The organism is Paracoccus albicereus (genome assembly GCF_024359525.1).
GTDB classification, from domain to species: domain Bacteria; phylum Pseudomonadota; class Alphaproteobacteria; order Rhodobacterales; family Rhodobacteraceae; genus Paracoccus; species Paracoccus albicereus.
In genome coordinates, this window is record NZ_JAKZEU010000004.1 from 17,968 (window position 1) to 44,262 (window position 26,295).

The window sequence follows — 26,295 nt, forward strand, 5'->3', positions numbered from 1 at the left end:
CCCCATGAGTCCCAAGGCGTGGTCGGGCGCGAATATATCGCCCTAGCCGATGATGTGGTCGCCGCGATCCTGGTGACGGTGCGGGAAGGCTGGGCTTTGGCGGCCATAGACGGGGAGACGGCCTTAGAAGGCGAGGTCGTCATGACCGAGCGGCTGCGAGACGGTATGCGCCAGGCTCTGACGTCCGGAACGCTGGCGTGGGGCAAGTCCTTCATCGTGGCGCTTGGCATGGAGTCGCGCTCCACCCCCGATGTCATGACACCCGACGGTCGAACAGACATTCCCCTATATATCGTGGAGGTTTTCCTGCGCTACGCTGAGCACGATCCTCACGCGATCATCGAGTGCAAGCGCCTGGATGGAAGCGACACCTACCTTTGCCGGGAGTATGTGGTCGAAGGCGTCGATCGGTTCCGTTCGGGCAAATACGCCGAAAACCATGCCTCCGGCTTCATGGCGGGGTATCTGCTCGGCGGCGATGCGCAGTCGGCAGCGGCGGGCGTAAACGCGTATTTGGGGCGCGTGAAGCGGGCCGACGAACAGATCGTGCTTTCTCCAGTCGTCGCACATCCGGCGTTCTGGCGATCCGAACATGCCAGAACGGTTGAGCGACCAGCCATCGCGATACACCACGCTTTGCTTGGGCTCACCGCCGGATCCTAAGTCGTAGTCTTGGCTATCGCCAATCGATTGCGATTTTATCAGAAGTTTTGTCCCAAGCGCGATTTATACTGATTCATGAATTATAGGTAACGAGATCATGGAAGGGGGCGGCGGCTGATCAAGGGAAGCTTGACGCGATGAGCCGCCGATGAGGGGAGGCGGAAACATGTTTATTGAGCGGCTCAGTCTGACGAATTTCCGCTGCTTCGGACCTGAAGCGACAAGCGTCGACCTCACCTCCGGTCTCACCACGTTTGTCGGCGTCAACGGTGCGGGGAAGACGGCCCTGATGCAGGCCCTGCAGCGCCTCTTCGGCGTGACCGGCGATCAGCGACGCCTACGGCGCCAAGATTTCCATGTCCCTTCCACCGAGCTTGTCGCGCCGCTCCAGCGAAACTTCGTCCTAGAGGCAATCATTGCCTTTCCGGAACTGGACGCCGACGGCGCCGGCGGCGCGGCAATTCCGGAATTCTTCCACCAGATGGCCGCTGATGAGGCGGGCAAGCTGAAATGCCGCCTGCGTCTCGAAGCGACTTGGGCCGATGACGGTTCGCTCGATGGTGCGATTGAGCAGAAATACTGGGCGGTCCGGACTTTCGGGGCGTTCACCGACGCTGATTGCACCGAGTTGAAAGCGGCCGACCGGGCGCGGATCCAAATGATCTACGTGCCGGCGACACGGGACGGCGCCTCCCAGGTGACGGCCTTTCTGCGCGGCAGGCTGTGGCGCGCTATCAACTGGTCGCAGGGAGTCCGCGACACGTTTACAAACGCTGGCACCGCCTTGAACGGCGCATTCGCCGGGGAGCCAGCCGTCGATGTGATTGCCGCAGCGGTGACGCAGCGGTGGCAGGAAGTTTACACAGCCGGGACCGACACGACGCCGGTCTTCCGCCCGCTCGATCTGCGTTTTGAGCATTTCATCCGGAAGGTAGAGGTGGTCTTCCGCCCCGACGAGGTCGGCCGGGAGCGAGCCCTCGATGACCTGAGCGACGGCCAGAGGTCGCTCTTCCATTTGGCGATGACCGCGGCGACACTGGACGTTGAAGCCGGGATCGTCGCCGATCCTGCTGGGGCAGGTTTCCAGGCTGGCGGCGTGACGTTACCGGCGCTCACGCTCATCGCGATCGAAGAGCCCGAGAACAATCTCGCTCCCTTCTATCTCTCTCGCATCGTCCGGCAGATACAGGACCTGACGAAGTCGTCGCAGGCGCAGGCCGTTGTCTCCAGCCATTCGCCAAGCATCCTCGCCCGGGTGGATCCGGCCCAGGTCCGGCACTTCCGGCTCGATCCGCACGATCGAACGGCCCGCATCCGCCCGATCACCCTCCCCGTCGGCGCGGAAGAGGCATCGAAATTTATTCGCGAGGCCGTGCGGACCTATCCCGAACTCTATTTCGCGCGCTTCGTCGTGTTGGGTGAAGGCGCGTCCGAGGAGGTCGTTCTTCCCCGTCTCGCCGAGGCGATGGGGCTCGACATTGATCGATCCTTTGTCGCGGTCGTTCCGCTGGGCGGTCGGCATGTGAACCACCTCTGGCGACTGCTGACTGATCTCGACATCCCCTACGCCACCCTGCTGGATCTCGACTGGGGCCGTTCTGGGGGTGGGTGGGGACGCATCAAAACGGCCTGCACGCAACTGCTCGCAAACAACGTCACGCCACAGGCCATCTTCGGACAGCATCTTAACCCCCAAGGGCCAGCCGCCAATCTGGCGGCTTTCGATGCTCTGCCGATCGAGGACATTGCGAATATCACAAACTGGATGAATTGGCTGCGCCAATTCAATGTCTTCTTCTGCACGCCCCTCGACCTCGACTATTCGATGCTGAAGGCTCTACCGCTCGCCTATCAGATCGTCGAACCCGGTCGCCAGGGGCCCTCGCCGGCAGGGGAGCCGCGCACGGCGGTTCTCGGTGACGACGGTCTGCCTCACCTTTACGCTGCCGACCACGACGTTTCGATGCGCTGGTATCGGTATCTATTCCTGGGGCGCGGTAAGCCCAGCACCCACGTTCGGGTGTTGAGTGCTCAAGACCCGGCTGCCCTCGCCGCCGCCGCTCCCAAAGAACTGCGCGCACTCCTGACCTCAATTGTCGCTCGTCTTACCCCGCCGCCTCACGCGGGTGTCTGACCATGCGCCTTATTCGGCCAGAGGACTGGCGCCCCAGCGGCATTAGCGATCTCGAACCGGCGGCGTGGAATGCCCTGCGCCACGCCGGCTCGGCGTGTGTGGTCGCTGGCCCCGGTGCCGGCAAGACCGAGTTTCTGGCCCAACGCGCCGACTATCTGCTTGAGACGGGTCTTTGCCGAGCCCCGCACCGCGTGCTGGCGATTTCGTTGAAAACAGATGCAGCCAACAATCTCGCGTCGCGCGTTCGCCAGCGGTGCCCGCCAGAGTTCACGAACCGGTTCGTGTCGCTCACCTTCGACGCCTTCACCAAGAGCCTGGTCGATCGCTTTCTCAACGCCATCCCCGCCGACTGGCGCCCGACCCGGCCATACGAAATCTCCTTCCCAAAGCGCAAGACGATAGAAGACTTCCTCACGCTCGCCCGGCTCAGTGCGCCGCCGGAATGGCAGGCGGAAATCGCCGGCTACAGCGCGAGCGACTTTGAACCCAAGATCGTCGGCAGCTATCGCCTGCCCATGGGACCTATCGCGCCCCAGAACGCCGCCGAGTTCACCATCGCCCGCTGGTGGGCAACGCAACTACGGCCAGGTCAGCCCTCTGCACTTACCTTCGTCGGCATCAACCGGCTCGCAGAGCTGCTGCTCCGGGCCAATCCCCACATCCGTCGGGCGCTTGTCGCCACGTATCCCTTCGTTTTCGTCGATGAATTCCAGGACACGACCTACGCGCAATACGACTTCCTGCTGTCGGCCTTCTTTGGCGGACAGACCGTCATCACCGGCGTCGGTGACGACAAGCAGCGGATCATGGTCTTCGCTGGCGCGCGCCGGGACGCCTTTCAGCGGCTGCAGGCTGATTTCGGGGGAGCCCGCTTCCCCCTCCTCTTCAACTTCCGTTCCTCGCCCGACTTGGTCGCTATCCAGCACGTTGTCGCGCGCGCTCTGGATCCGAACACCGTCCCAACGGTCGCTCAGACCGCGCGCCAGGTCGATGGCGACGTGGCTCAGGTCTGGTCCAGCCAGACCAAGGCGGCGGAAGCCACCCACCTGGCGCAATGGATCGCAAACGACATGGCCATCCGCGGCCGAGCGCCGCGCGACTATGTGCTCCTCGTGAAGCAGAAATCTGATGATTATGAGCACGAACTCGCTGGAGCCTTCGCCGCCCACGGACTGCGGATCCGTAACGAGAGCCATACCCTCGGCAAAACCTCGCTTCAGGATTTGCTTTCCGATGACTTAAGCCGGCTCGCGATTGCGATCTTCCGCCTGGGCGCGACACGCCGCGCGCCGGCCGCATGGCAGCTGGTCTCGTCTTCTGTCCTGGCGCTGCGCGCTACCGGGCAAGACGATGACGCGCGCGCGGCTAAGGTCGAGGCGGAACTCAGCGCATTTCTCACCACCTTGCGCACCCACATGGCAACCAGCGCCCCGTCGCGGCAAAGCGCTGTCGATTTCGTCAGACGGGTTTTCGAGTATCTGGATCTCGGCGCGATCGCCCGAACCTATGCCGAATATGGCGATGGCGATCTGCTTCAGATCATCCTTGAAGCTTTTTGCCTCCACTTCTTCGCTTCCGCCGATGGTGCCTCGAACTGGACGGCCTGCCTAGATGCGTTCGAGGGGGGCAATCAAATTCCGATGATGACCGTCCATAAGAGCAAGGGGCTCGAATACGACACCATCATCTTCGTTGGCCTCGACGACCAGGCTTGGTGGGCCCACACCCCTGGCGACCCCGAAGGCGTCGCCGCATTTTTCGTCGCCCTCTCGCGGGCGAAACAACGCGCCATCTTCGCCTTCTGCCGGCAACGCGGACAGCGAAACAATGTAGCTGAGCTCTATCAGCTTCTTACTGATGCGGGCATCCCGGAAATCGCGATATGAGGGCGCAGTGATTGTCACAGAATACCGGAGACACCAATACCCCGGCAGTTGACGGATGGGAGAAAGGTAATCGCACACTTGGGCAAGCCCTCGGAAACAAGTAAGTCCGGGTCAACAAATGGCCGGTTTCAGATTGCACGGTGACCGGTCCGAATGACCGAAAAGGGGGCGCTTTGACGCCAAGCTCGTTGCCTCGACGAAAGGCAGCTTCCGCGGCGTGGATGCCCGAAACCCGCCAGTCCGGTTTCCAGCCAATTGAAAACATAACCCTCCGATTTACCGCCGTCCGCCGCCGATGCCCGCACGCGCATAAACATCTGTTGAAACAGCCCCAAATCCGGTTCTTTTAATCGACCCCGATCCGGGGTCCGTCTTTTGCGCGCTCCGTCATAAACGGGGCCGCCATGACCGCATCACATCAGAAGCACGAGACGCTTGCCCGTGGCGCGCGGATGCTGCGCACCGCGCTCGGGGCGTCCATTGCCTGGTTTCTGGAAGATCCCGGCGTGGTCGAGGTGATGCTAAACCCGGATGGCCGCATCTGGGTCGACCGGCTCTCCGAAGGTCTGGCCGATACGGGGGAGCGATTGTCTGCTGCCGATGGCGAGCGGATCGTCCGGCTGGTCGCCCATCATGTCGGGGTGGAGGTTCATGCCCGTAGCCCGCGTGTCTCGGCCGAGCTGCCCGAGACCGGCGAACGGTTCGAAGGACTGTTGCCGCCGGTGGTCGCTGCTCCAACCTTTGCCATCCGCAAGCCCGCCGTCGCCGTCTTCACGCTCGACGATTATGTGACAGCCGGAATCATGACCAGCTTTCAGGCTGATGTGCTGCGCCTGAACGTCGCCACCCGGGCCAATATTCTTGTCGCGGGCGGGACTTCGACCGGCAAGACCACGCTGACCAATGCGCTGCTGGCAGAGGTCGCGAAAACCACGGATCGCGTCGTGATCATCGAAGACACACGCGAACTGCAATGCGCCGCGCCGAACCTTGTCGCCATGCGGACGAAAGATGGCGTGGCGACGCTTTCCGATCTGGTCCGCTCCTCACTGCGCCTGCGCCCCGACCGAATCCCCATCGGCGAAGTGCGCGGCCCCGAAGCCCTCGACCTGCTCAAAGCCTGGGGCACCGGGCATCCCGGCGGGATCGGCACCATCCATGCCGGTTCCGGCATCGGCGCGCTGCGCCGCCTCGAACAGCTCATCCAGGAAGCCGTTATCACGGTGCCGCGCGCCCTGATCGCCGAGACGATCGGCCTTGTTGCTGTCCTCGCCGGACGCGGATCTGCCCGCCGTCTCGTCGAACTCGCCCGCGTCGATGGGCTCGGTCACGACGGCGACTACGCCATCACCCCCGCAACCACCTCGAAAGGAGATCCTTCATGAACCGCACGATTTCGCGCGGCTGCCGCTTCATGGCAACCGCCGCTACCGCCGTTTCCATCAGCCTGATGCTCGCCCCGGCCGCGCACGCTTCAGGATCGTCCATGCCGTGGGAAGCGCCGCTCCAGAGCATCCTTCAGTCGATCGAAGGGCCGGTTGCCAAGATCATCGCCGTCATCGTCATTATTTCCACCGGCCTTGCACTGGCCTTCGGCGATACAGGCGGCGGCTTCCGCAAGCTGATCCAGATCGTCTTCGGTCTGTCCATCGCCTTCGCGGCGTCGAGCTTCTTCCTGTCGTTTTTCTCGTTCGGCGGCGGGGCGCTCGTCTGATGGCAGGCGGCTTTGAACAACTCGACGCGGTGCCGGGATTTTCCGTTCCGGTCCACCGGGCGTTGACCGAGCATATTCTGCTCGGCGGCGCTCCGCGCTCCATCGCTATCGTCAATGGCACGCTGGCCGGGGCCGTGGGCCTCGGCCTGCGTCTCTGGCTGGTCGGTCTCGCCATCTGGGCGGTCGGGCATTTCCTCGCGGTCTGGGCGGCGAAACGCGATCCGCTCTTCGTCGAGGTCGGGCGCAGGCATCTGCGCATCCCCGGTCATCTTTCAGTGTGAGGGCGCAGCCATGATGAACCTCACCGAATATCGACGCACCGCCACCCGTCTCGCGGATTTCCTGCCCTGGGCCGCTCTGGTCGGTTCCGGTGTTGTGCTGAACAAGGACGGCAGTTTTCAGCGCACCGCCAAATTCCGGGGGCCGGACCTGGATTCCGCCGTCGCGGCCGAACTGGTCGCAGTCGCTGGTCGGATCAACAATGCCGTGCGCCGCCTTGGCTCTGGCTGGTCGATCTTCGTCGAGGCGCAGCGTTCCGAAGCCGCGACCTATCCTGACAGCAAGTTTCCCGATGCGGCTTCCGCGCTGGTCGATGCCGAACGCAGGGCCTCCTTTGAGGAAGCCGGTATGCATTTCGTGTCCGGCTATTTCCTAACCGTTCTCTGGTTGCCGCCTGCCGAGGATGCCGCCCGCGCCGAGACCTGGCTCTATGAGGGCCGCGAGCAATCCGGCGTCAATCCATGGGAGGTGATGCGCGGCTTCATCGACCGCACCGACCGCGTGCTGGCACTGCTCGATGGCTTCATGCCCGAATGCCACTGGATCGATGACGCGGCGACGCTGACCTATCTCCATTCGACCATTTCCACGAACCGCCACCGCGTGCGCGTGCCGGAGGTACCGATGCACCTCGACGCGCTGCTGGCCGATCAGCCGCTGACCGGCGGGCTGGAGCCGCACCTGGGCTTGTCGCATCTGCGTATCCTGACCATCACAGGCTTCCCGACCGCGACGACGCCCGGCCTGCTCGGCGAGATGAACCGGCTGGCCTTTCCTTACCGCTGGTCCACCCGCGCGATCCTGATGGACAAGACGGACGCCACGAAGCTGCTGACCAAGATCCGTCGCCAATGGTTCGCCAAGCGCAAATCCATCGCCGCGATCCTGAAAGAGGTGATGACCAACGAGCAATCGGCGTTGGTGGACGCGGATGCGTCGAACAAGGCGCTCGACGCCGACATGGCCCTGCAGGAACTTGGCGCCGACATGGCCGGTATGGCCTATGTGACTGCGACCGTCACCGTCTGGGATGCCGACCCGCGCATCGCCGACGAGAAGCTGCGGCTGGTCGAAAAAATCATCCAAGGCCGCGATTTCACGGCCATGCCGGAAACAGTCAATGCCGTCGATGCCTGGCTCGGTTCCTTGCCCGGACATGCCTATGCCAATGTCCGGCAGCCGCCCGTCTCGACGCTCAACCTTGCCCACATGATCCCGCTATCGGCCGTGTGGGCGGGGCCGGAACGGAACGAACATCTCGAAGCGCCCCCCTTGCTTTACGGCAAGACCGAGGGTTCGACGCCGTTCCGGCTTTCCCTTCACATCGGCGATGTCGGCCATACCCTCGTCATTGGCCCGACCGGCGCGGGAAAATCTGTGCTGCTGGCGTTGATGGCGCTGCAGTTCCGCCGCTATAAGCGCTCCCAGATCTTCGCCTTCGATTTCGGTGGCAGCATCCGGGCTGCATCGCTCGCCATGAGCGGCGATTGGCATGACCTTGGCGGCGGGCTGACGGAAGGAGACGAGGCGTCCGTCTCGCTCCAACCGCTGGCGCGCATCGACGACACCTATGAGCGTGCCTGGGCCGCCGACTGGATCGGCGCAATCCTCATGCGTGAAGGCATTACACTCACGCCCGACGTCAAGGAACATATCTGGACAGCACTGAACTCGCTCGCTTCCGCACCGGTGGGCGAGCGCACCATCACCGGCCTTGCAGTTCTGCTCCAGTCCAATGATCTCAAGCAGGCGTTGCGCCCTTACTGTGTTGGCGGCGCCTATGGCCGGTTGCTCGACGCCGAAGCCGAACATCTCGGTCATGCCGATGTGCAAGCCTTTGAGATCGAGGGACTGGTCGGCACTGGTGCTGCGCCTGCGGTGCTGGCGTATCTGTTCCACCGCATCGGCGACCGGCTCGACGGGCGCCCAACGCTGCTCATCATCGATGAAGGCTGGCTGGCGCTGGATGATGAAGGCTTCGCCGGCCAACTCCGTGAATGGCTGAAGACGCTCAGGAAGAAGAACGCTTCCGTCATCTTCGCCACGCAATCGCTCTCGGACATCGACGGCAGCAACATCGCGCCCGCCATCATCGAAAGCTGCCCGACACGGCTGCTTCTCCCGAACGAGCGCGCCATTGAGCCCCAGATCACCGCCATCTATCGCCGCTTCGGCCTCAATGATCGGCAGATCGAAATCCTCGCTCGGGCGATGCCCAAGCGGGATTATTACTGCCAGTCGCGGCGCGGCAATCGGCTGTTCGAGCTGGGTCTCAGCGAGGTCGGCCTCGCGCTCTGCGCCGCTTCCGCCAAGTCAGACCAGACCCTGATTGCAAACATCATGGCCGAGCATGGGCGTAACGGCTTCCTTGCCGCCTGGCTGCGCCATCGCGGCGCCGATTGGGCCGCAGAGCTGATCCCGAACCTCACCAATCTCACTGAGCCGACCGAACCCACAGTTCCGGCCGCGCCAGATCATTCCCAGCCAGACCACCCCCATGAAGAGGAGATCCTGCTATGATCCGTATTCCTGTTCGCCGTCTCGTCGGTACTTCCGTACTGGCTGTCGTGCTCGCCGTGCCCGTCGCGCTTTCGCCGATGCTGGCGAGTCCGGCTCATGCGCAATTCGGCTTCGGCCGCATCGTCTTCGATCCCTCCAATTACGCCGAAAACGTCCTCACGGCCGCGCGCACGCTGGAGCAGATCAACAACCAGATTCAGAGCCTCCAGAATGAGGCGACCATGCTTATCAATCAGGCCCGCAATCTGGCGAGCCTGCCGTATAGCTCGCTCCAGCAGCTTCAGCAGAATGTCCAGCGCACGCAACAGCTTCTGAGCCAGGCGCAGAACATCGCCTTCGACGTCCAGAACATCAATCAGGCGTTCCAGCAGAAATACGGCAGTATCTCCCTGTCCGCTACCGATACCCAGCTCGTCGCCGATGCGCGGTCCCGCTGGCAGAACACGGTCGGCGGCTTGCAGGACGCCATGCGCGTGCAGGCCGGTGTCGTCGGCAACATCGACGCCAACCGCACCGAGATGTCTGCCCTTGTCGGTCAGAGCCAGAACGCCTCGGGTGCATTGCAGGCCACACAGGCGGGCAATCAGCTTCTCGCCCTGCAATCACAGCAGCTTTCCGACCTAGTCGCGCTGATGTCGGCCAATGGTCGTTCGGAAGCGCTGATCGAGGCTGAACGTGCGACCGCCGCCGAACAGGGCCGCATCCAGCGTGAACGCTTTCTGACACCGGGATCGGCCTACCAGCCCGGCAATGCCCGGATGTTCGGCAACGGCAACAACTGACCGGACAGGAGGCGCGCGACATGGACGGCAAGATGCTGGCCCGGATCGGTGCGATCATATTCGTCGCCATCGCGATTACCGCCACGGTGATCGAGACGATCCGCGAGCACGAACCGACGCAAACCCGTCCGGCTCCCGCGCTTCAACCTTCTGTCGATCCGCTGCGCCAGAGCCTGCGCCGCTGCCAGCAGCTTGGTGAGGCTGCCGTGAACGATCCCGCTTGCCTCGCCACCTGGGCCGAAAACCGCGATCGGTTCCTCGGCCGGACGCCGGTGCCCGCCGCCCCGCATCAGAACGGGGGGCAGTGAACCATGGGCGGCACCGGCGTCATCGACAATTTCCTGGGCGTATTCACCATCTATATCGACAGCGGTTTCGGCCTGCTCGGCGGTGAAGTTGCTTTCATCGCCACTACCCTGATCGTTATCGACGTGACGCTGGCAGCGCTCTTCTGGTCCTGGGGCGCCGATGACGACATTATCGCCCGGCTGGTCAAGAAGACGCTGTTCGTCGGTGTCTTCGCGTATCTGATCGGCAACTGGAACAATCTCGCGCAGATCATCTTCGACAGCTTCGCCGGTCTCGGCCTGAAGGGATCGGGGACCGGCTTTTCCACCGCCGATCTGCTGCGACCCGGCAAGGTGGCGCAGACCGGCCTCGATGCCGGTCGCCCGCTGCTCGAATCCATCTCCGACATGATGGGCTACTGGTCGTTTTTCGAGAACTTCATCCAGATTGCCTGCCTGATGTTCGCCTGGGTGTTGGTGCTGCTCGCCTTCTTCATCCTCGCCGTGCAGCTCTTCGTTACCCTGATCGAGTTCAAGCTGACCACGCTCGCGGGCTTCGTCCTCATCCCCTTCGGCCTCTTCGGCAAGACCGCCTTCATGGCCGAGCGCGTGCTGGGCAACGTCGTCTCCTCCGGCATTAAGGTTCTGGTGCTCGCTGTTATCATCGGCATCGGCTCGACGCTGTTTTCGCAGTTCACGGCAGGTTTTGGCGGCGCGACACCAACCATCGACGACGCCATGGCCATCGTGCTGGCAGCACTTTCTCTTCTCGGCCTCGGCATTTTCGGCCCCGGCATCGCCTCCGGCCTTGTTTCCGGCGGGCCGCAGCTTGGTGCAGGTGCTGCCGTCGGAACCGGCCTTGCCGCTGGCGGCATGGTGCTCGCCGGTGGCGCTGCCGCAGGTATGGCCGCGAAGGGGGGAGCTGCGGCACTCTCCGGTGGTGCCACTGCTGTCCGTGGCGGTGCTGCCGCTGCAGGTGCTGCGAGCGCCGCCTATAGTGTCGGATCACTCGGCCAGTCCGGCGCGGCCGGTGTCGCTTCGGGTCTGGGCGGTGTCGCTCGTGCCGCAGGGTCCGCCGCCGTGTCGCCGCTGAAGCGTGCCGCCTCGAAAGCAACAGAGAACGTCAAAGGCAGCTTCACCGATGGTGCCCGCGCCGGGCTCGGCGTCACCGGAGGATCGTCCACGCAGGGATGTATTGGCGGTGCGAGTGCCGCCGCTTCCGCAGCGCCTCCCGCTCCGGCGGGCGGCCCGCCTGCATGGGCGCAGCAGATGCACCGCCGTCAGGCCCTCAATCACGGCACCACCATGGCCGCCCATGCCGTCCGCTCCGGAGACAGTCACGGTGGCGGCTCTTCTGTCAACATGTCCGAAAGTGACCGCTCATGAACATCTTCAGACGCCCATCGACCCATTACGGCAAATCGCTCGAACCCGAGACGCCTTACCAGAAGGCCGCGCAAGTCTGGGACGAGCGCATCGGCTCGGCGCGCGTGCAGGCGAAGAACTGGCGCTACATGGCCTTCGGCTCGCTGATCCTCTCTGCAGGCTTCGCTTCCGCGCTTGTCTGGCAATCGGCACGCGGGACTGTCGTGCCCTGGGTGGTGCAGGTTGATAATCTCGGCCAGGCGCAGACCGTTGCCGCTGCGACGGCCGATTACCGGCCGACCGATCCGCAGATCGCTTTCCATCTGGGCCGCTTCATCGAGCAGACGCGCTCGATCCCGGCCGATGCCATCATCGTGCGTCAGAACTGGCTGCGCGCCTATGAGTTCACCACGGACCGGGGCGCCGCCGCGCTCAACGACTATGCCCGCGCCAACGACCCGTTCACGAAGGTGGGCCGCGTGGCTGTAGCGGTCGAAGTCTCCAGCGTCATCCGGGCCTCGGACGACAGTTTCCGCGCCGCCTGGACCGAGCGCCATTACGAGAACGGGCAGCTTTCCACGACCGAGCGCTGGACCGCGATCCTGACCATCGTGGTCCAGACGCCGCGCGATGCCGAGCCTCTGCGCGCCAATCCGCTCGGCATCTACGTCAATGCAATCTCATGGTCGCGGGAGATGAGCCAATGACCCGCACGTTTCTCCGCAATTCCGGTTTCCCGGTTTTCCGTAAACCTGTCTTTGCGGCTTTGCTGCTCTCGGCCACCATGCTGGCGGGCTGCGCCACCAACCGCACGCCGCAGTTCAGCTACGATGCCGAAGTTCCTGCGCTGCCGACCGTGCAGGCTGCCACCACCGATGACCGGCCCCGGCCATTGCACACACCGCCGGCCTGGACCGTCGCGCGCGGCGGAACCGCAGCAGGCACGCCGGCAGGCCGCGTCGAGAACGCGAATGCCGCCGCTCGCGTCGAGCCGCGTCGCGAAGGCTACTATAATGCCCTCCAGATCTACCCTTGGTCGGAAGGCGCACTTTATCAGGTCTATGCCGCGCCGGGGCAGATCACCAATATCGCGCTGGAGCCGGGCGAAAGCCTGACCGGCGCGGGGCCGATCGCGGCGGGCGATACTGCTCGCTGGATTATCGGGGATACCGAAAGTGGCAGCGGCGTGAACCGCCGCGTCCACATCCTCGTCAAGCCATCCCGGCAGGACATCTCGACCAATCTCGTCGTCACGACCGACCGGCGCACTTACATGATCGAACTGCGCGCCCGCGAGGCGCTCTATATGCCGTCCGTTGCCTGGGCTTATCCGGCACCCCCGGCAAGTCAGCGCCAGACTGTTCCGGCAGCACCGATCATCCCGGCCGAGGCAGCGCGCAACTATCGCTACGGCCTGAGCGGCGATAGCCCGCCGTGGCGGCCCATCTCCGTCTTCGACGATGGCCGCCGCATCTATGTCGTCTTCCCGCGCGGCATCGTCCAGGGCGAGATGCCGCCGATCTTCGTTCTGGGATCCGATGGCGAGCCTCAGATCGTCAATTCCCGTATCCACCAGAACATCCTGATCGTGGATCGCCTGTTCGGTGCGGCCGAGCTGCGCCTGGGCAGTAGCGATCGTCAGCAGACCGTCAGGATCGTTCGCATCGAACAAAGACAGGCGGCCCAGCCCGCGAATAGCGGGGGGGCGCCGTCATGAGCGAGGAGACCACCACGAATGCCGCGCCGATGCGCCTGCGTGCGGAACCGCCACGTGTCACCCGCCTGTCGCGCAAGACGCTCGCCGGCGTCGGGGCCGTCGCTTTGCTCGGGATCGGTGGGGCGCTGATCTATGCACTCCAGACCCGTGATCTGAGCGGCGGCGGCGAAGAACTCTATTCGACCGAGAACCGCCCCACTGCCGATGGCCTGTCCGGCCTACCGCGCGATTACACTGGCCCGGTCTTGGGACCGGCATTGCCCGGTGATCTCGGCGGTCCCATCCTCGATGCCCAAAACAGGGGGCAGCCCGTCGCACCGCCCGCTATGGCGACGCCCGCCCGCGACCCTGCTGAAGAGCGGCGCCTCGCTGAAGAGGAAGCCGCGCGTCTGAGCACGGTCTTCTTCCAGTCAGGGCAGAGAACGGCCGCGACACCAGGCTCTGCAATGCCTGGCCTCGCGGGACTTGACCTAGGCGGTCAGCCCGCGACGCAGGACAGGCACACAGCTTTCCTGAATGGCCCTGTGGATCGCCAGACCGTTGCCTTGGGTCGCATCATGGCGCCTGCGTCGCCTTACATTCTTCAGGCCGGAGCCGTGATTCCGGCGGCGATGATTACCGGCATCCGCTCCGATCTGCCGGGGCAAATCACAGCGCAGGTCACGGAGAATGTCTATGACAGCCCGACCGGCTCGCTGCTCCTGATCCCGCAGGGCACGCGCATCATCGGCCAGTATGATGCGGGCGTCACCTTCGGACAGCGCCGCGTGCTGCTGGTCTGGAACCGTCTGATCCTGCCCAATGGCCGCTCCATCGTGCTGGAGCGTCAACCGGGCGCAGACGCTTCCGGCTATGCCGGGCTTGAGGATGGCGTCGATTATCACTGGTGGGATCTGATGAAGGCGGCGGGGCTGTCCACGCTGCTCGGCATTGGCTCCGAGCTGGCGACCGATGACGACGACCGGCTGATCCGCGCCATCCGCGACGGGGCGCAAGACACGATCAACCAGGCCGGACAACAGATCGTCCAGCGCCAGTTGCAGGTTGCGCCGACGCTGACCATCCGGCCGGGCTTCCCGGTCAGGGTCATCGTCACCCGCGATCTTGTGCTCGAACCCTACAGGAACTGACCATGGCAAAACTGAAACTTGGACCCATCATTGAGGACAAGCCCGTCAAACTCACGCTGGAGTTGCCGGGGCCGCTCCATCGTGATCTCGTTGCCTATGCCGAGGTGCTGGCCCGAGAAACCGGGCAACCCGCCACCGATCCCGTCAGGCTGATCGTGCCGATGCTGGAGCGGTTTATCGCCACGGATCGGGGCTTTGCCAGCGCCAGAAGAGCCCGCTCATGAGGCGCTGATACTGTCAGGGCAAGTTGCCGCGATGATCTCCATGAGTGTGTCGACGGCATCTCGCGCCGCGTCCCATTTGGCGGACTGATCCATTTCCCGGTTCTGAAGGGTGAGACTCACCGCGCCGTGTACCGTTGACCAGAACATGAAGCTGTAGCGACCGAGGTCGATGCCAGGCAAAAAGCCTTTGTCCTGAGAGCGACGAAGTCCCGTGAGCAATAGTTTCAGTATCTGACTTCCAGCTTCGCTCGACCATGGATCATCGCTGACACCGAGCCTTGGCTGCGGTGTGAACATCAGCCGATATAGCGTGGGGTTTTCCAGGGCAAAGCGGACATAGGCATAGCTGCCATCGCGCAAATAGCCGAATGGGTCACCGCGCATCCGCTCGAAGACGGCCAGCTTTTCTTTGTAGAGCCGGTTGAAACCCTCGCCCCGAACGGCGCGCAGTAAGGCGCTCTTGTCGTGAAAGTGGCCGTAAAGCGCTGGCGCGGTGCAGCCTATGGCATGCGCAACCGCAGTCAGCGGTACGTCGAGGTCGCCGCGCTCCGCTAGCAGCCGGATGGTTTCGTCGACCGCGCGACGAGCAATATCAAGTTCTTGCTCCTTCCGAGGGTAACAGGAGCAAAACCCCGGGCGGTATTGCAATCTAACGGCGGGCTTTGGCGGGCGGCGATCTGTCAGGGTGTCGCGCAGCGCGTTCTGACGAGCTGCGGAAGAGAGGGCACGGCTTGGCCGCCAATGATGCCCAGGCGATCGCCGAGATAGTCCCAGAACGAGACGCCGAGCTTGGCGCAGGTCTTCATCAGCGACAGGAACGTGTCACGGCAATGACGGCCGGCATCGCTGCGGGTGCCGCCGGAGATCTTGCGCTTGGTGACAACGGCGCGGATGTCGTTTTCGGAGCCGTTGGTGTGGAGCGGGATCTCCGGGCGGTCGAGCACCATCAGCAAATCGGCTTTGTTGGCGTGGAGCCGGGCCAGAAGCCTGTCAAGGGTGACAAAGCCGGTGCAGCGTCGGAAGATCCGGTCGAAGCGGGCCCGCAAGGCGGCTCTGCGTTTGGGGCCGGGATCGCGGCGATAGGCCTTGAGGGCGTCGTAGAAGCGCCAGATCAGGCTGCGCTGTCGCTGCTGGATGGCGCGGTTCTGCTCGGTGAAGGTGTCGAGCCTGTGCACCAGCCGCTCGGCATGGATCCAGCACAGACCGTGCTGGCCGACGTTGAACTGACCGGCATCGTCGCTGACGATCACCGTGTCGGGGAGCAGGCCGTGCGCCTTGATGCTGCCCCATAGCGCGCCCTCGGTGGCGACCGTGACCGGATCGGGACTGGCCTTCAGCACGCTGATGCCGAGCCGGTCGAGATGCGCCTGCCAAGCGGCGTGATCGCAGAAATGCTTGTCGCCCGCTTCAGCCAGCAGCCGGATCACCGGGCCGCTGAGCGCACGGCCGCGCATGTAGGCGAGCGCCTCGGCATTGATTGCGTAATCGCCATGGCCGACGCGAAGCAGTTCCAGGAAGTTGAGCCGACTCTTCGAGCCGGTCGTGCCAAACCATGCGAAGCGGTCATTGCCGATCTGGGTGCAGGAGCCGTTCACCGCCTTGTGGCGCGCACCGGTATCGTCGACCGTCAGCCAGGCCGCCGTTTCCAGGCCGGTGCGCAATATCTCGCGCGCCTCCGCAACGAAACGCTGCTGGCCGTCGATCAGCAGCCGCACCACCTGGCGCTTGGAGATCTCGATGCCGATCGCATCGAGCAGCGTGACCAGCCGCGCCACGGTGACCTGACCCTGATGGTACTGGGACAGCACGAAACGGCGCAGCTGCGGCCCGAAATGGGTGTCGATGCCATCCGGCAGCGGCGCCACGACGGTTCGGCCATCGGGCGTAACCCAGCGCTCGCGCCGAAACCTGACCGCCGCCGGCTGAATGATCAGATCCTGGACGACGAAGTTTTCGTAACCCTTGAAGCGGGAGCCCGCCGGAACCTCGGCCTTCACAACCCGATCCTCGACCGAGACCCGCGACAGCTTCTTCTTGCCGCGCCCGCGGCGTTTGCCGACGTCCGATGACGCCTTGCGTTCGCTCGCCTGCTCCATGCCGCTCGGCTTGCTGGGCTTGACACTCGGCCGACCAGAACCGCCCTTCAGCCGCGCGATCTCGTCGCGTTGGTCGGCGACAATCTGCTTCAGCGCTGCCACCTCGCCCAGCAGTTCCAGCACCAGTTCCCTGAGGTCGCTGATCGACAGGTCATCGAGGGCATGAGAGGGCGGCTTGCGCATTGCGCGATTGAGTCAGAAACCCGCCACTTCGGGAACCCCTTCCGGGCAGCCCGAGCCAATCCGCCGCACCACCAGAAACGCATCGCAAATTCGCTCTGCCCGGGATTTTGCTCCTGTTACTTGTTCAGGCCGGACTAGCGTAAGGTAACTGACGAAATCAATGGGCTTAGAACCTCCGCCGACAACTGCAGAACAAATAGAGACCGGCACGAGCCCGCGTTTCCATTTGCCGCTTTATGCCACCCTGCCACCCCTTCGTTCGATGTTTGAGTTGAACTGCAGCGCGGATCACGCCTGTGGCACGTCAACAAAGAGGTGGTCGATCATGGCGCAACGAGAAAAACTTACCGAGAAACTGGTCAGGGCCGTCGAGCCGCGCGCGGGCATTTATCAGGTTTTCGATGAAGACGTGCGGGGGTTTTCGCTGCGCATCTTTTCGTCTGGCAGTCGGCATTTTGCGCTGGATTATCGCGTCAAAGGACGCCAGCGACGCTTCACCATCGGCAGGTGGCCGGAATGGACGGTCACGGCGGCGCGCGAACAAGCCAAGTCACGGCGGCGCGCGAACAAGCCAAGGCACTGCGCCGCATCATTGACGATGGCGGTGACCCGTTGGGCGAGCGGGAAGCCGGGATGGCGGCCCCCCGCATCCCCGATCTGATCGACCGCTACATCGAAACCCACACGCCAAATCTGGCACCGACCAACCGCACCGACCAGATTTCCATGCTGCGCAAACTGGTCCAGCCGGTCTGGACGAGTCTGCCCGGGTTGGCGGCGGAATGAGCCAAATGCGATTGCCCTGACCACGTGTGTGCGAAGTATGGCTGGCTCAGATCAGCAGGGGCAGGAGGTGGTCGGCGTCGCGCTTACGCACCTTATCGGACAGCGCCCAATGCTTCTTCGAAACCACAACCAAATCCCCCGATCTGTCAGATCCCAGGATAGTTCTGCTACACAGATTGAGAATGACCCGATTTAAAGGCAAAATATTATATGTAAGGGCAAAGCAGAGGCATTGATTTTGCTTGCTTTCATATGTCACATTTAAAGGCCTTAGCGAAAGCGCAGATTCTCTCGAGTCAACTGGTCGATTCTGGTCACCCCCATCAACTTCATATCGCGTTCAATTTCGACTTTGATATTACCCAAGGCTCGCTCAACCCCCGCCTCCCCTGCTGCTGCAAGTGCATAGAGATAGAGCCGACCGCCAGAACAGGCCTTGGCTCCGACGGACAGCGCCTTCAAGACGTGGGTTCCTCGTTGGATGCCCCCTTCGCAAATCACATCTATCCTGTCACCGACTGCGTCGCAGATCTCGGCCAGTTGGTCGAACGGGCTGCGTGAGCCGTCGAGTTGTCGCCCACCGTGATTGGAAACCATGATTCCGGTGCAGCCGATGTCAACGGCCCGCTTCGCGTCCTCGACGCTCATGATGCCTTTCAACGCAAACTGGCCATTCCATTGTGCGCAGAGCTTCTCGGCGTCCTTCCAGCTCATCGACTGGTCCAGCATCGTCGAGAAATAATCGCCTACTGATACCGCTATATTAGTGCCCGCTGTAACATGCCCCGAAAGATGTGGCATGTCGAACTTCTCCTTTGTTAGGAAATTCCACGCCCAAACTGGATGCGTAGCAAAACTCAGGAGCGATAAAGGGGTAAGTTTAGGCGGTGACGTGAAGCCCGTGCGCAGATCACGTTCGCGATTGCCGCCAGTGATTGTGTCGACGGTCAACGCCAAGACGTTGAAATTCGCCTCACGGGCACGTTCAAGCAGCGCATCATTGAGCCCACGATCCTTGTGAAAGTAGAACTGGAACATCTTCGGGCCAGGTGCGAGTTCGGCGATCTCCTCCACGGCGACGGTGGCGAGTGAGGATACGCCGAACATCGTACCAAGCCTGGATGCCGCTCGGGCGACTGCGCGCTCTCCCTCATGATGAAATAACCTTTGCAGCGCCGTAGGCGCGCAATAGAATGGCATAGCGAGTTTCTGCCCCATCACTTTGACGCTCATGTCGACTTGTTCGACACCCGCCAGAATGTTCGGCACCAGATCACAACTCTCGAAGGCCTGGGTATTCCTGCGATAGGTTAGCTCATCGTCAGCGGCACCATCGATATAATGAAAAATCGGGGCTGGTAGTCTTTGCTTGGCCAGTTGCCGAAAATCTTGAAAATTATGACAGTCCTTTAACCTCATCGTAACTTCCTCTTCGCATTCTCTAGAACGATAACGACCTTCTCGCCAGAACCTCTGGCTTATCTCCGCAACGCTGCGCCGATCGCAGCGCGATAACCTTCACGATATCGTGCTTAGGATCGATCCCGGTAACGCCCTAATTCGTAGAGCCAATCTGGCGGGTCATCTGCGCCAGTTGGGCGGCAAGCCTTCTAGCCGAGGTCAGGGGCCTTTCAAGTTGGCGATGCCGACGGGCAGGGTGGCGGACTGGAGCCCCGCAGCAAAGCGGCGCCAGCGGACACGATAAAGCTCCGCAGCCTTTTCCAAATCAGCCACACCACCTGCGTCGATTTTACGAACCGCGCGGGCAGGACTTCCAACGACAAGCGTGTTGTCGGGGATGTCTTTGCCTTCGGTGACCAGCGCGCCTGCGCCAATTAGGCAGTTTTTGCCAATCTTGGCACCGTTGAGGATGGTCGCGCCCATACCTATCAAGGTGCCGTCACCGATGGTGCAGCCGTGGATCATCGCGCGATGCCCGATGGTGCAATTGGTACCAATATGAATGGGGAAGCCGGGATCGACATGCAGCACGCAGTTGTCCTGGATATTGGAACCTGAGCCCAAATAGATAGTGGCATCATCCGCGCGTAGGACGGCACCAAACCAGATGCTAGCGTCAGCCTCGATCTGTACATCGCCTATTAGCACAGCCGTGGGCGCGACGAAGGCTTCGCCGGTGGAGGGGCCACGCGGACCGATATTGTCCAAAGTGAATAGATGTACGGGCATTGTTGCATCTCCTACTCTGCGCCGGATCGCGCGTGGACTCAAACTGAGTTCTTCCGATGACGTTTTCGCTTCGATGACATCCAGGGGCGCATAACCATGAAGTAGAAGAACACCGCAATCAGTCCGAGAAAAAACAGGCTATCCGGGCTGGTGAAGAAAATGGATGGGCTTCCGTCGGTTATGTCCAGACTGCGCCTCATATAGACCTCGAGGTCTGGCCCGAGAATGAAACCCAGCAGGAAGGAGACCATGGGATACCCACCTCGCTGCATGAAATAGGAGCCGATCCCGACGACAAGCGCCGCCCCCATCTGAAACACGGAAAAGGTCGAGACATACGCACCGACCATCGCAATAACTGCGATACTAGAGAACAGTACCGCCTTATTGATCGAAACTAGGCGCATGTACCAAGGGCCAAGAAACAGAAGCGTGATCGGAATCAAAAGCGCCGAGACCAGCAGTGCCGCCATCATCGGAGTCACGATAGCGAATTGCTCGGTCATCATTTGTGGCCCCGGCTGCAGGCCGTTGATGATCAGTACCCCCAGGATCACGGCCGAAGTTGTATCACCCGGGATACCGAAGGTCAGCATCGGGACCAACGCACCACCGCACATCGCATTGTTTGCAGCTTCCGCAGCGGCGATGCCTTCGATCGAGCCGTTATTATATTCCTCTGGCCGCGAAGAACTGCGTTTCGCCTCGGCGTAGGAGACGAACGCTGCACTGCTGCCGCCTGCACCTGGCAGAACCCCAACAAAGTAACCGATCACCGCGAACTTGAGGTAACGGTAGGTGCCGATCAGGTGGTAGTCGGCCCAGCGTGGAACGAAGTGCCGCCAACTCCATTTGACCTTTTTAAGCAGGTTATTCGTGGCGCTGCGATCTTCCGTCGAGCTACCTGTGACCTGCACGAACAACTCGCTGATCGCAAAGGCCCCGATGATCACGGCCATCAGGTCGATCCCTTCAATCAGGGCAGGAAATCCAAAGGTTTGCCGCACTTTCGAACTTGCTACATCAATACCGATGGTCGCCACCATAAGACCCACCAACGTGGCCACGATCCCTTTGGAAATTGACCGATCATTCGAGATGATGATCACGAAAAAGGCAAACAGGATCAGGGAGAACTTTCCTGGTGTTTGCACATAAAGCGCGGCCTGTGCAATCACGGGCGCCAGCGTCATCAGCAATATGGCACCGATCACACCGCCCACCATCGATGCCAGCGCGGCACTGCGCAGCGCGATCGCGCCTTCGCCACGGCGCATCAGGATATTGCCCTCATAGGCGGTCATGATGGCGCAGGGCGCACCGGGGATGTTCACTGTGATCGCAGTGATACTGCCGCCATACTGCCCACCCATGAAAATTGCGGCGCACATTACAAGGGACGAGGTCACGTCCATCGAATAGGTGAGCGGCAGGATCAGCGCGATCGCCAGTGTGCCGGTCAGGCCCGGGATTGCCGCAAAGATCGTTCCGATCAGGAACCCGCCCACCAGGTAGCCAAACACCGCAGGTTCCGCGATCGTCTGAAAGCCGCCCACAACGTGCAGAAACTGCTCGATCATTTCAGTAATCCTATTCCTGGAAGTTGGATGCCGAACAGTACTGCAAAGAACAAATAGACGATCAGACTGATACCCGTGGCGACGACAAGGTTCAGGGCGATCCCTAAAACGCCCTTCGACCAGCCGAACTGGAATGCCGCCAGCAGGCCCAGAGAGAACAGGAACGTGGACATCGCGAAACCGAGTTGCCGGAAAGCTAGGACATAGAAGAAGGAAATCGCGATCACGACGACCATCGCAACATGTGCGCCTAGGCCCAGCGGCGGGGCGGGAGCGTCGAGATCGGGGAACTCTTCCGAGACTTGGGGGGGCTGCGGTAGTCTGTCATTGGTGGTCCGGCGGCGGCTCAACTGTCCGATGAGCACCGCCAGAAGAGCAAGATACATTGCAACACTAAGGACAATTGGCATGAAGCTCGCGCTTGGTAACCCGTAGCGAAAAATAGCTCCATTTTGTAGCGCATCGGAAAGGTAGATCGTCGTGGAGATGAAGAAGATCAGTGGGAGGATAAACTCGCCAAATCGAAAACGCCGAGGATTCGCAGGCATTGCAATTCTCCTTTAAGTTGGGCGTGCTCGTCGGGCGACCAGCACGCGGCTGCCCGACGCTTCAGAGCCGAAGGTTAGGATAGTCTACGGTTTTTCCTTCCAAGCTCTATTCGAGAATGCCTTGATCAGTAAGCTCCTTGAGGGTTTTGAAAATGTCGGCTTGGAAATCCATGGCAAATCCCGTGACTGCGTCGCTGCCCATCCAAGTTGCCGTCACGCCGACTTTCCGGGCCCAATCTTGAAACTCATCGCTCTTCCAAGCCGTTTCAATAGCTTTTTCCAAAACCTGCTTGGCCTCATCGGGTGTACCGGCAGGCACGGCGAACAACAAAAAGCTGCCGGTCTGTACGTTCAGCCCGACTTCCTCGCTGGTGGGCACATCCGGAAAACCTGGGTTTTCGGAGGCACTGAACTCGACTAGACCGCGCGCATCGCCAGACATTAACAGCGGTGCAAAATCGCCAAGACTGGTGACGGCAGCATCGACTTCTCCCGACAAAATGCCTTCTTTCTGCCCCGGGCTGCCGTCGGGATATGCAACGATCCGAAAGCGGGTGCCGGTCGCTTCTTGAAGCTGAAGAAGAGTCAGATGGGTCATCGATCCAAGCCCCATAATGCCGACGTTGATCTCTCCTTCGGCCTCTTTTGCGGCAGTGATAAGGTCGTCGTATGACGCATAATCGGTCTTGCCGCCAACGATGATCGCGTTGGGTTCGGTCGTGACCAAGGCGATCATATCAAGCTTGTCGAGGCTATAGCCGGGCAGCATCCCTTCCCACGGCACGGTCACGACGCTGTCGTAGGTCAGAGCCCCGACTGTGTAGCCATCCGCCGGCGAATTCATCAGGCGGTTTATGCCAACGGAGGTAACGCCACCGTCCAGGTTTTCTACAAAGATGGAGACGGGCAATTCGCGTTCTGCGATGCTCATGATTTTGCGAACAATACCATCTGCGCCGCCGCCGGCACCCCAAGGCACTATGGCCTGAATCGGGCGGTCCGGATATTCGGCCAGTGCCGTCGTTGCGGTTGACAGAGCAAGAACGCTCGCCACGAGCGCTGCCCTCACTGTCAGTTCCAGTTTCAATCTCATCAATCTTCCTCCCGTTTGGTCCAGCATCAGGCTGGCTTTATCTTAGAACGCGTCCATGATTTCATCTGAATGGGCTTTCGGGACAGTTGTGAAGTCGTTTTTTTCCCCCAACTGCGCACTGAGTACTCCGTAAGGATGAAACCAAATTTGCGCTGCATTGACCGTTGTCCGTCGGAATCGGTTGTTTCGATCTCGTGTCATAGAACCAGACGATTCAGGCGGTCGGTCAAAGTATCCCAAAGCGTTCGGGAATGGGTACAGCAGCGCCAGTCATACCGTGCCTTTCTCACGCAGAGTTGCAATTTTTCTGGCGTCATATTCAAGCATTTCGGACAGGATTTCATCCGTATGCTCACCCAGCATCGGGGGCGGTAGGCGGACACTAAATTCATGGCCTTCCATGCGGATCGGTGTGCGCATCACCTTTGCTTTCACATCTGGTGTAGCGCTGTGGCCGATCTCTTGAACGATACCGCGCGCCCGGATGTGGGGGTCGTCTAACACTTCGGGGATGGTGTTGATCGGTCCGCAGGGTATCCCGGCCGCCTGCAAATCGGCAAGCCATTGGGCCGAGGGCCGTTGGGCCAATTCTGCACGAATCTCGATCAATACCGCGTCACGATTGGCAAGTCGTAGCGTGTTGGTCACAAAGCACGGATCATCGGCCAGATCAGGCCGTCCGATGGCCTGACAAAGGCGCCGGTACTGTCCATCGTTACCCACGGCAAGGTTTATGTGGCCGTCAGCGGTGGCGAAGGTCTCATACGGAACGATGTTCGGGTGGGCATTGCCCAAGCGACCTGGCTGAACCCCGCCGACAAGGTAGTTGGACGCCTGATTGTATAACCACGCCGCCTGACAATCGAGCAACGAAATGTCAATGTGACGCCCGACACCGGTTTGGTCGCGTTCACGAAGCGCGGCCAGTATTGAAACTGCCGCATACATCCCCGACATGATGTCCGAGATGGGCACGCCCACCTTCATCGGCTGGCCCTCAGCCTCGCCGGTAATGCTCATCAGACCGCCCATGCCCTGAACGACGAAATCGTAACCGGGTCGCTCGGCATAAGGGCCGGTCTGTCCAAAACCAGTGATCGAGCAATAGACAAGACGTGGGTTGCGCGCGTGGACCGTCTCCCAATCCAGTCTACGACGCTTGAGATCACCAACCTTGAAATTTTCGACCAGAACATCGCTTTTGTCGATAAGAGCATTGATGATCTTAAGGCCCTCATCTGACGCGATATCCACTGTCAGAGACCGCTTGTTGCGGTTGGTGGACATGAAATAGGCGCTTTCGCGGGTGTCGTTCCCATCCCGATCCTTCAGGAAGGGCGGGCCCCATCCGCGAATGTCATCACCGATGCCCGGCCTTTCGATTTTGACGACATCAGCCCCCAAATCGCCCAAAGTCTGCGTGCAACTTGGCCCTGCAAGAATGCGCGAGAGATCAAGAACCCGCAGACCGTCAAGCGGCAAAGTCATGCACTTCCCCTCTGTTCAGAGATGATCACACCGGGGTTCATAATTGACCTGGGATCAAGCGATTTCTTTGCCGCAGTGAATGCCGCGCCGATTGGCGCCGGGCGCTGTTTTTCATACCAAGGCATGTGCAGCCTGCCAACGGCATGGTGGTGGGTGATCGTGCCCCCCGCCTTCATCACAGCATCATAGGCGGCGATTTTAATTTCCATACATTGCTCGCCCATCCGCTCACGGTCTGGAAGACAATGGAACGTGAAATACGGCGCGGGACCATTGGGATAGACATGGGTAAAGCGGCAGGTGACAGTGCCCGCCCGACCGGTCACACGCTTGATCGCGGCATTCACCGTCTCGATGACCGAGCTGTGCAGCTCTTTGAAATTGTTCCAGCACACAGCCGTTTCAAAGGTCTCACGACATATGCCGCGCGATGTCATATGCTCACGATAATAAGGGCCGCGAATGAAGGCATTGCGCCATTGGCCAGCCACGCTGTTGCGCCCCTGTTCTTTCTCATCCACTGGCGTGCCCCCAAACTCTCGGCACAGATCGACAGTTAAATCCATCAGTTGGTTCACTGGGTAATGTGAGCTTTCATACCCCAGCACCAGGATTGGACGGCTGCCATCGAAGGCTCCGGTCAACTTAGCTTCAAGCGCATCGATCAGGCGGCAGTTCGCTGGATAAAGCCCAGATTGCGAGATCGCACGCACCGCTTCGACCCCTTGATCGTATTCGGCGAAGGTAACTGTCTTGCTGGCCTTGTACTTGATCCGGGACAGGACTCTGATCCAAGCTTCGGTGATGATACCGACGGATCCTTCTGTGCCCATCACATAACGGTCGGGGGACGGACCAGCGCCAGAGGCGGGCAAACGACGGCTTTCGCTGATGCCGCTGGGCGAAACCATGCGGATGTTTTCGACATAATCGTCAATATAGGTGCCGTGTGTCGCGTAATGCCCGGCAGCCCGTGTTGCGATCCAGCCGCCCAGGGTCGAAAGCTCAAAGCTTTGGGGATAGTGGCGCAACGTGACGTTATGGGTCTTTAGCTGTGTTTCTAGGTCGGGTCCATACACCCCCGCCTGCACACGCGCAGAACGCGACACAGGGTCGAATTCCAAAATCTTGTTCAAGTACCACATGTCGATGGTCACCACACCGGCATAGGTTCCATTGATTTCTGGGTTCACACCACCGACAACACTCGATCCGCCGCCAAAAGGGATAACTGCCGCACCAATGTCACCCGCCCAATCGATAAGCGCACGTACATCCTCCTCGTTGCGCGGATAAGCAACCACGTCTGGGGCATTGCGGAAATCGCCGCGAAACATCTTGGCGCTGTCAAGGAATGACCGGCCGTAGCTATGCAAGGCACGCTCGTACCGGTCCGTGCGGCAAATATCTTTGATTGCCTCTGGAAAACGCGTAATTTTGCTCTCAGGCATATCAATAGTATCAAGGGTTGGCGCGGCCGTTACGTCGAATGAATCAACCGCGAAGGTACGGTGCCATGTATCCAAAACCGGCTTCATCTCTTCGGGTGTGGCGCTTTGATCTTCAAAGCCCCAAGCATAGAATTTTCTACGTCTCTCGGTCACAACAAGCCTCCTCAGGAATTCTGTGC

General features: G+C 61.1%; 25 protein-coding genes. 16 read left to right on the forward strand and 9 right to left on the reverse strand.

The window, feature by feature from the left end:
* Positions 1-18 precede the first annotated feature (18 nt).
* From MLD63_RS11195 to MLD63_RS11260, 14 genes are all read left to right on the forward strand, one after another.
* Positions 19-663, forward strand: coding sequence for a hypothetical protein (locus tag MLD63_RS11195; RefSeq protein ID WP_255330006.1), 645 nt, complete (start codon positions 19-21; stop codon positions 661-663).
* Positions 664-829: 166 nt separating this feature from the next.
* Positions 830-2,797 carry an ATP-dependent nuclease gene (locus MLD63_RS11200; protein WP_255330007.1) on the forward strand — a complete coding sequence of 656 codons (1,968 nt, stop codon included), beginning with the start codon at positions 830-832 and terminating at the stop codon, positions 2,795-2,797.
* Positions 2,798-2,799: 2 nt separating this feature from the next.
* Positions 2,800-4,683, forward strand: coding sequence for a UvrD-helicase domain-containing protein (locus MLD63_RS11205; RefSeq protein WP_255330008.1), 1,884 nt, complete (start codon positions 2,800-2,802; stop codon positions 4,681-4,683).
* A gap of 452 nt (positions 4,684-5,135) precedes the next feature.
* Positions 5,136-6,068 carry a P-type conjugative transfer ATPase TrbB gene (trbB, locus tag MLD63_RS11210; RefSeq protein ID WP_439957667.1) on the forward strand — a complete coding sequence of 311 codons (933 nt, stop codon included), beginning with the start codon at positions 5,136-5,138 and terminating at the stop codon, positions 6,066-6,068.
* A complete protein-coding gene (locus MLD63_RS11215) occupies positions 6,065-6,397 on the forward strand; it encodes a TrbC/VirB2 family type IV secretion system protein (protein ID WP_439957655.1) in 333 nt (110 codons plus the stop codon). Before trbB ends, MLD63_RS11215 begins: the two co-directional genes overlap by 4 nt.
* Complete coding sequence (locus MLD63_RS11220) at positions 6,397-6,678, forward strand: VirB3 family type IV secretion system protein (RefSeq protein ID WP_255330010.1); 282 nt, start codon at positions 6,397-6,399, stop codon at positions 6,676-6,678. Before MLD63_RS11215 ends, MLD63_RS11220 begins: the two co-directional genes overlap by 1 nt.
* Positions 6,679-6,688: 10 nt before the next feature.
* On the forward strand, positions 6,689-9,196 hold the full coding sequence (gene trbE, locus MLD63_RS11225; protein WP_255330011.1) for a conjugal transfer protein TrbE: 2,508 nt from the start codon (positions 6,689-6,691) through the stop codon (positions 9,194-9,196).
* On the forward strand, positions 9,193-9,978 hold the full coding sequence (trbJ, locus tag MLD63_RS11230) for a P-type conjugative transfer protein TrbJ (protein ID WP_255330012.1): 786 nt from the start codon (positions 9,193-9,195) through the stop codon (positions 9,976-9,978). The genes trbE and trbJ overlap by 4 nt, the downstream gene beginning before the upstream one ends.
* A 20-nt stretch (positions 9,979-9,998) precedes the next feature.
* Complete coding sequence (trbK-alt, locus tag MLD63_RS11235) at positions 9,999-10,286, forward strand: putative entry exclusion protein TrbK-alt (RefSeq protein WP_255330013.1); 288 nt, start codon at positions 9,999-10,001, stop codon at positions 10,284-10,286.
* Between the two features lie 3 nt (positions 10,287-10,289).
* Positions 10,290-11,651 (forward strand): P-type conjugative transfer protein TrbL, encoded by a 1,362-nt coding sequence (gene trbL / locus MLD63_RS11240; RefSeq protein WP_255330014.1) that lies wholly within the window; start codon positions 10,290-10,292, stop codon positions 11,649-11,651.
* Positions 11,648-12,337 carry a conjugal transfer protein TrbF gene (trbF, locus tag MLD63_RS11245; protein ID WP_255330015.1) on the forward strand — a complete coding sequence of 230 codons (690 nt, stop codon included), beginning with the start codon at positions 11,648-11,650 and terminating at the stop codon, positions 12,335-12,337. Before trbL ends, trbF begins: the two co-directional genes overlap by 4 nt.
* Positions 12,334-13,347, forward strand: a complete 1,014-nt coding sequence (gene trbG, locus MLD63_RS11250; RefSeq protein WP_255330016.1) for a P-type conjugative transfer protein TrbG — start codon at positions 12,334-12,336, stop codon at positions 13,345-13,347. The genes trbF and trbG overlap by 4 nt, the downstream gene beginning before the upstream one ends.
* Positions 13,344-14,477, forward strand: a complete 1,134-nt coding sequence (locus MLD63_RS11255) for a TraB/TrbI/VirB10 family type IV secretion system protein (RefSeq protein ID WP_255330017.1) — start codon at positions 13,344-13,346, stop codon at positions 14,475-14,477. Before trbG ends, MLD63_RS11255 begins: the two co-directional genes overlap by 4 nt.
* A 2-nt stretch (positions 14,478-14,479) precedes the next feature.
* Positions 14,480-14,701 (forward strand): DUF2274 domain-containing protein, encoded by a 222-nt coding sequence (locus tag MLD63_RS11260; RefSeq protein WP_069708696.1) that lies wholly within the window; start codon positions 14,480-14,482, stop codon positions 14,699-14,701.
* Here MLD63_RS11260 and MLD63_RS11265 read toward each other — a convergent pair.
* Positions 14,696-15,349: a TetR/AcrR family transcriptional regulator gene (locus tag MLD63_RS11265; protein ID WP_255330018.1), complete on the reverse strand. Its 654-nt coding sequence runs from the start codon at positions 15,347-15,349 to the stop codon at positions 14,696-14,698. The genes MLD63_RS11260 and MLD63_RS11265 overlap by 6 nt on opposite strands.
* A 32-nt stretch (positions 15,350-15,381) precedes the next feature.
* On the reverse strand, positions 15,382-16,980 hold the full coding sequence (locus MLD63_RS11270) for an IS66 family transposase (RefSeq protein WP_255330019.1): 1,599 nt from the start codon (positions 16,978-16,980) through the stop codon (positions 15,382-15,384).
* A gap of 325 nt (positions 16,981-17,305) precedes the next feature.
* On the opposite strand from MLD63_RS11270, the gene MLD63_RS11275 reads away from it, so the two are divergent.
* Complete coding sequence (locus MLD63_RS11275) at positions 17,306-17,641, forward strand: Arm DNA-binding domain-containing protein (RefSeq protein ID WP_255330020.1); 336 nt, start codon at positions 17,306-17,308, stop codon at positions 17,639-17,641.
* The gene (locus MLD63_RS11280) at positions 17,614-17,766 is read left to right on the forward strand and encodes a hypothetical protein (RefSeq protein ID WP_255330021.1); all 153 of its coding nucleotides are present in this window, start codon (positions 17,614-17,616) and stop codon (positions 17,764-17,766) included. Before MLD63_RS11275 ends, MLD63_RS11280 begins: the two co-directional genes overlap by 28 nt.
* 270 nt (positions 17,767-18,036) lie before the next feature.
* On the opposite strand, the gene MLD63_RS11285 is transcribed toward MLD63_RS11280, so the two are convergent.
* The 7 genes from MLD63_RS11285 to MLD63_RS11315 form a co-directional block, all read right to left on the reverse strand.
* Positions 18,037-19,185, reverse strand: coding sequence for an alpha-hydroxy acid oxidase (locus MLD63_RS11285; protein ID WP_255330022.1), 1,149 nt, complete (start codon positions 19,183-19,185; stop codon positions 18,037-18,039).
* 201 nt (positions 19,186-19,386) lie between these two features.
* Positions 19,387-19,956, reverse strand: a complete 570-nt coding sequence (locus MLD63_RS11290; RefSeq protein WP_255330023.1) for a gamma carbonic anhydrase family protein — start codon at positions 19,954-19,956, stop codon at positions 19,387-19,389.
* A 38-nt stretch (positions 19,957-19,994) separates the two neighbouring features.
* Positions 19,995-21,536: a tripartite tricarboxylate transporter permease gene (locus MLD63_RS11295; RefSeq protein WP_255330024.1), complete on the reverse strand. Its 1,542-nt coding sequence runs from the start codon at positions 21,534-21,536 to the stop codon at positions 19,995-19,997.
* Positions 21,533-22,084: a tripartite tricarboxylate transporter TctB family protein gene (locus tag MLD63_RS11300; protein WP_255330025.1), complete on the reverse strand. Its 552-nt coding sequence runs from the start codon at positions 22,082-22,084 to the stop codon at positions 21,533-21,535. The genes MLD63_RS11295 and MLD63_RS11300 overlap by 4 nt, the downstream gene beginning before the upstream one ends.
* 106 nt (positions 22,085-22,190) lie before the next feature.
* Positions 22,191-23,177 carry a Bug family tripartite tricarboxylate transporter substrate binding protein gene (locus MLD63_RS11305; protein ID WP_255330026.1) on the reverse strand — a complete coding sequence of 329 codons (987 nt, stop codon included), beginning with the start codon at positions 23,175-23,177 and terminating at the stop codon, positions 22,191-22,193.
* Positions 23,178-23,447: 270 nt separating this feature from the next.
* Positions 23,448-24,665 carry a CaiB/BaiF CoA transferase family protein gene (locus MLD63_RS11310; RefSeq protein WP_255330027.1) on the reverse strand — a complete coding sequence of 406 codons (1,218 nt, stop codon included), beginning with the start codon at positions 24,663-24,665 and terminating at the stop codon, positions 23,448-23,450.
* Positions 24,662-26,269 (reverse strand): FAD-binding oxidoreductase, encoded by a 1,608-nt coding sequence (locus MLD63_RS11315; RefSeq protein WP_255330028.1) that lies wholly within the window; start codon positions 26,267-26,269, stop codon positions 24,662-24,664. The genes MLD63_RS11310 and MLD63_RS11315 overlap by 4 nt, the downstream gene beginning before the upstream one ends.
* Positions 26,270-26,295: the final 26 nt, after the last annotated feature.

Excerpts from the sequence above, each read along its gene's own strand:
- MLD63_RS11200 (WP_255330007.1), top strand. The coding sequence starts at position 830 with ATGTTTATTGAGCGGCTCAGTCTGACGAATTTCCGCTGCTTCGGACCT.
- MLD63_RS11205 (WP_255330008.1), top strand. The coding sequence starts at position 2,800 with ATGCGCCTTATTCGGCCAGAGGACTGGCGCCCCAGCGGCATTAGCGAT.
- trbB (WP_439957667.1), top strand. The coding sequence starts at position 5,136 with ATGCTGCGCACCGCGCTCGGGGCGTCCATTGCCTGGTTTCTGGAAGAT.
- MLD63_RS11215 (WP_439957655.1), top strand. The coding sequence starts at position 6,065 with ATGAACCGCACGATTTCGCGCGGCTGCCGCTTCATGGCAACCGCCGCT.
- MLD63_RS11220 (WP_255330010.1), top strand. The coding sequence starts at position 6,397 with ATGGCAGGCGGCTTTGAACAACTCGACGCGGTGCCGGGATTTTCCGTT.
- trbE (WP_255330011.1), top strand. The coding sequence starts at position 6,689 with ATGATGAACCTCACCGAATATCGACGCACCGCCACCCGTCTCGCGGAT.
- trbJ (WP_255330012.1), top strand. The coding sequence starts at position 9,193 with ATGATCCGTATTCCTGTTCGCCGTCTCGTCGGTACTTCCGTACTGGCT.
- trbK-alt (WP_255330013.1), top strand. The coding sequence starts at position 9,999 with ATGGACGGCAAGATGCTGGCCCGGATCGGTGCGATCATATTCGTCGCC.
- trbL (WP_255330014.1), top strand. The coding sequence starts at position 10,290 with ATGGGCGGCACCGGCGTCATCGACAATTTCCTGGGCGTATTCACCATC.
- trbF (WP_255330015.1), top strand. The coding sequence starts at position 11,648 with ATGAACATCTTCAGACGCCCATCGACCCATTACGGCAAATCGCTCGAA.
- trbG (WP_255330016.1), top strand. The coding sequence starts at position 12,334 with ATGACCCGCACGTTTCTCCGCAATTCCGGTTTCCCGGTTTTCCGTAAA.
- MLD63_RS11255 (WP_255330017.1), top strand. The coding sequence starts at position 13,344 with ATGAGCGAGGAGACCACCACGAATGCCGCGCCGATGCGCCTGCGTGCG.
- MLD63_RS11260 (WP_069708696.1), top strand. The coding sequence starts at position 14,480 with ATGGCAAAACTGAAACTTGGACCCATCATTGAGGACAAGCCCGTCAAA.
- MLD63_RS11270 (WP_255330019.1), bottom strand. The coding sequence starts at position 16,980 with ATGCGCAAGCCGCCCTCTCATGCCCTCGATGACCTGTCGATCAGCGAC.
- MLD63_RS11275 (WP_255330020.1), top strand. The coding sequence starts at position 17,306 with ATGGCGCAACGAGAAAAACTTACCGAGAAACTGGTCAGGGCCGTCGAG.
- MLD63_RS11280 (WP_255330021.1), top strand. The coding sequence starts at position 17,614 with ATGGCGGCCCCCCGCATCCCCGATCTGATCGACCGCTACATCGAAACC.
- MLD63_RS11285 (WP_255330022.1), bottom strand. The coding sequence starts at position 19,185 with ATGAGGTTAAAGGACTGTCATAATTTTCAAGATTTTCGGCAACTGGCC.
- MLD63_RS11290 (WP_255330023.1), bottom strand. The coding sequence starts at position 19,956 with ATGCCCGTACATCTATTCACTTTGGACAATATCGGTCCGCGTGGCCCC.
- MLD63_RS11295 (WP_255330024.1), bottom strand. The coding sequence starts at position 21,536 with ATGATCGAGCAGTTTCTGCACGTTGTGGGCGGCTTTCAGACGATCGCG.
- MLD63_RS11300 (WP_255330025.1), bottom strand. The coding sequence starts at position 22,084 with ATGCCTGCGAATCCTCGGCGTTTTCGATTTGGCGAGTTTATCCTCCCA.
- MLD63_RS11305 (WP_255330026.1), bottom strand. The coding sequence starts at position 23,177 with ATGAGATTGAAACTGGAACTGACAGTGAGGGCAGCGCTCGTGGCGAGC.
- MLD63_RS11310 (WP_255330027.1), bottom strand. The coding sequence starts at position 24,665 with ATGACTTTGCCGCTTGACGGTCTGCGGGTTCTTGATCTCTCGCGCATT.